5 protein-coding genes are annotated in these 3,964 nt (G+C 42.3%); all 5 read left to right on the plus strand.

What is annotated here, in order from left to right; genetic code table 11:
- The first annotated feature begins 252 nt into the window (after positions 1 to 252).
- Entirely contained in the window at positions 253 to 672 is a 420-nt protein-coding gene (locus Q7J27_00815) for a hypothetical protein (protein ID MDO9527681.1), read from the plus strand.
- 610 nt (positions 673 to 1,282) lie between these two features.
- Positions 1,283 to 2,263, plus strand: coding sequence for a ParM/StbA family protein (locus tag Q7J27_00820; GenBank protein ID MDO9527682.1), 981 nt, complete (start codon positions 1,283 to 1,285; stop codon positions 2,261 to 2,263).
- Positions 2,256 to 2,582, plus strand: coding sequence for a hypothetical protein (locus tag Q7J27_00825; GenBank protein ID MDO9527683.1), 327 nt, complete (start codon positions 2,256 to 2,258; stop codon positions 2,580 to 2,582). The genes Q7J27_00820 and Q7J27_00825 overlap by 8 nt, the downstream gene beginning before the upstream one ends.
- A gap of 241 nt (positions 2,583 to 2,823) precedes the next feature.
- A complete protein-coding gene (locus tag Q7J27_00830; protein MDO9527684.1) occupies positions 2,824 to 3,642 on the plus strand; it encodes a DsbC family protein in 819 nt (272 codons plus the stop codon).
- A 1-nt stretch (position 3,643) separates the two neighbouring features.
- Positions 3,644 to 3,964: hypothetical protein (locus Q7J27_00835; protein MDO9527685.1), on the plus strand; the 321-nt coding region annotated here is incomplete at its 3' end.

A 3,964-nucleotide genomic window follows, 5' to 3' on the forward strand; every position in this document is an offset into this window, starting at 1 on the left:
CAAGCCGTCGGCCTCTTTGAAAAGTTGGCTGGAATGGTAAAGCAGGGAAGGTTTCACGATAAAGAAGTCAGACGTGATCTTATAACTGAGCATAACCGTCTCATGGTTGCACAGAATAAGTTCAAGGATGCTGTTCAGGGAACATATTAAATCAATAAGTCAGCTATTTGCAGGATTAGTTGTTTCCCACACTTAACTATTTATAGGATTGAAACAGACTAGGATTGAAACAAAGAAAGGGGATGACTGAAGATGGATTATAAAGAGGCCGCAAGGATATACAACATCCCTGTTGCAGCGTTTGGGCGAATGCGGAGGAAGGGTTTAATCGGCAAGACAATTGAGCAATCCGATAAACCATGCCTCATGTTTCTGTGCAAGATGTGGGGAGACGATGGATTTCTCCGAATGCAATTATCCCAAAAGACAAAAGAAAAGCGGCTCACCCTGATAAAAACATTGGAGTTGAACAGATTAGAAAGACATATCTTGACACGATTTCAAAAACATTACGAACAAGGTGACGGTCAATGGCTGTATGCGAAAATGGTGGAAGAAGAAGTGGGTTCACTTTTTAAGATCCCTCTTGATCAAAAATTGCGAGACACGGTGCGGAGAATGAGGCAAAAAGCTAAAAATGACGTTAGAAAGACAGTAAAGGTGTCCATTTGAAAGATAGTTTAGCTATTCATAGGGTTGAAACTAGGATTGAAACTAGGATTGAAACGACAAGCCAGTTTCGTGTGCAGCCACACGAAGCAAGCTTCTTAGTGTCCGCAAAAATAGGCCAGTTTAGATTCAGCAAGCCAGTTTAGTAGGCGACCACACGAACTCCGTTCTTAGTGGTCGCCGCACAGCCAACCGGGATGATTTTGACTTCAAAAAGTAGGGTAATTACCTCCAAAGAAGTTATAAGTACATTATAGGACCGGGATAAAAACGTTATTTTAAAGTAGTATAATTACTTTCACGCAGTGGTAAAAATTTCAGAACATTCTATCTCAATCGATCCTTGTTTTGAGAGCTACCCCGAGGAAAAACCCGAAACAAAATTTAGACATTTTTCATCCCATATTTTTCATCAGCTCCCCCTTTAGCCGCTCCACATCCCGGAACATTCCAAAAAGACCCGAAAAGCGCGAAAAAAGACCCGAAAAGCGCAAAAAAAGCCCTTTGGTGTTTTTGATATGGTGGCAGTCATGTTCATATAAAGCAGAAGGGTAGTTTTTTGACTATTATAGGATTAAGAAAATAAGTTGAGAAAAAGGAGGTCTAACCCCACATGACAGAATTAAGAAAATTAGGACTCGATATCGGTTATGGAGATGTTAAGGGCGTCTTTAGAGATGGAGATACTTTTCAGTGCTTCAAGTTTCCAACAGCGATTAAGTTTGCCCCTCCGGACAACGAGGGCCTAGATAGATTTACAGAAAACAAAGAATACAGATACAACGGGTCCAGGTACCTTGTAGGCGAGGCAGCTAAGACCGGAGCGTTTTCTGCCCGGAGCTTCGACTTCATGAAAAAATTTACCCCTCTTTTTGCATTTAAGGCAATCGAAATTGTCAGGGAAGGAAACGCTGATGTTCCCGATCAACTGTCTCTCGGCATACCCCTTTCCTATTACAATAATGCCCATGTAGATGAGATGAGTTCGATTATGAAGAGAATTGAGGTAAACGGCGAGTATCTCGAACTTGCCACGAGGTTTTACCCGCAGGGATTCGGCACGTTGGCCGATTACCGTCTTGATGCTGATGGGTGCGTTATCGAGGATACAGACAAAAATATAATCATAATAGATATTGGTTTTAACACGATAGATATGGTCGCCGTTGAAAAAGGCAAGGTGACGCGAGGGGACTCAGATACTCTATACGGGCAAGGGGTGTCTAAAATGGCGCTTGAGGTTCTTGCCAGGCTAAAAGCTACCGAAGATCTCTATTACCTGTCCGAAGCAGCGGCAAACGATATTTTGCTGAGTGGTAAATATAGAGTTTATGGACAGGAGAAGGATTTGTCCGGTTTCAAAAAAACAGTAATAGCTGAATACACAAAGTGGCTGTTCATTGAGATGGAATCCAAAATGGCAGGGAGGTTACAGGATGCGGATAAAGTTATCCTCAGCGGTGGCGGCGCTCATTATGTAAGAGATTATATTCCCCAAAAGTATTCCGATATGACCTTCGTCCCGCATAACCCCGAATACTCAAATGCCAGGGGATTTTTAAAGCTGATCGAGAACACCGGGAATAATGTCTGATTTTTTACGAAGGATGCGGATAAGAATCCTGGACGAGGAAGTTTTCCGCAGACTTACCGAGTTTCCTTCCAGATACAGAAGTTACGTTATAAGTGTCGCGCTTCGGAAATTTTTTCAAACTGATTTCTCACATGATCTTTTGAATGTTGTTCTGAGGAAGGGCAAGAAAAAAAACAGTAAAACACGCGGAGATACATACGGGAAACCCCGTAAAGAGAAGAATGTATCTTCACAGACCACGATATCTACTGAGGAAGTTGTGGCTGATATGGAATCTGACATTGAGAAATATCTTGGGCTGGGTACCTTCCGGGAATAGTGGCACTGATGTTCATATACGATAGAGGTAAACATGTTCAACAAAATTAATCAGAGTGGTTCGGCTCACATAATTGCTGTAATTGTGATTTTTCTGCTGCTGGTCGGTGCTTGGTACACCTACCACAGCTGGCAGAGTGGCAGTTTAAAGCGTGACATTCAGCAAATCACATCAGAATACAAGGATCTTGGTAACAGGGTCATTCATGAGAGGTATTACAAATAGACGGGAGAATTTTGTTATGAAAAAAACTGAGATTATATCTTTGGCAGTTTCGGTTGTATGCGTGCTTGCTCTGGTTTCCTTTTTTGTTTTTAATCAGACATTTAACCAAATAAGTGATTCAAGGGCACCGGCAACGGTGGATAGGAGCAACAATGAAGTTGCTACAGGAACTCCCACCGTTGCTGGATTAAAAAAGATCTATCCGCAGATGAAGGTAGACAGCATAAGGGAATCTGAAATTTCCGGGTTGTATGAGGTTACAGCGGGCAGCAATATTATCTATTTCTACCCTGAAAAGAATTATCTTCTGTTCGGAGAAATAATGACGAAAGAAGGCAAGAACCTGACTGCAGAAAAGCGCAACCTGATTCTTGCCGCAAAGGTAGAGAAAATAGACCTGGAGAATGCGTTAAAAATTGGATCAGGAAAGATGCAGGTTATCGAAATTACCAATCCTGATTGCGGTTATTGCAGAAAGCTCAGCAAGTATTTTGAAAGGCCCGAAATTAAGAAAAAGGCAACTCGGTTCGTGCTGTTCGCTTCTTTTCATCCGCAATCCCTGAAGAAAGCGGAATACATTATGTCGGCCTCGGATGGGGAAGCGGCTTACAATGAGGTGATGTCCGGGAAGCTGGATAAGGTCAAACCCGATAAAATTACAGTTACTGAAAAAGGTGAGGATCTTGTTAAAAAACAAATGGAGAGCCTGTCCAATTTAAATATTCGGGGTACTCCGACATTATTGATAGGTGGAGAGGTTATAGTAGGTGCTGATATGGAGAAGATAGAACGTGCCCTAAAATTAGGTGAAAAACAAGAAAGAGGTCGTAATTAAAATGAAAAAGGAGAAGATTATGATAGTTAACGAGATTTTTGAAAAGAACAAAATTCTTATTCCCGCTCTGATAGTGGGAGCAATGGTAATGGCGGTTGCGCCGGATGCTTTTGCAGTAACCGCACCGGTAACTGGATCATTCGCGTATGACGTTTACGATATTGCCGTTAACGATATACTGAAGGGACCCGTGGGATTCGTTTGTGGATGTGGGGCAATAGCGTTTGGCGCTTTTTCAGCGATAAGGTCGCAGATTTTTCCTGCCCTAGCGGCTACTCTTGGAGGAGGCGCCTTGATCAAATCAGACACAATAGTAACCTCA

The organism is Syntrophales bacterium (genome assembly GCA_030655775.1).
Classification (GTDB): Bacteria; Desulfobacterota; Syntrophia; order Syntrophales; family JADFWA01; genus JAUSPI01.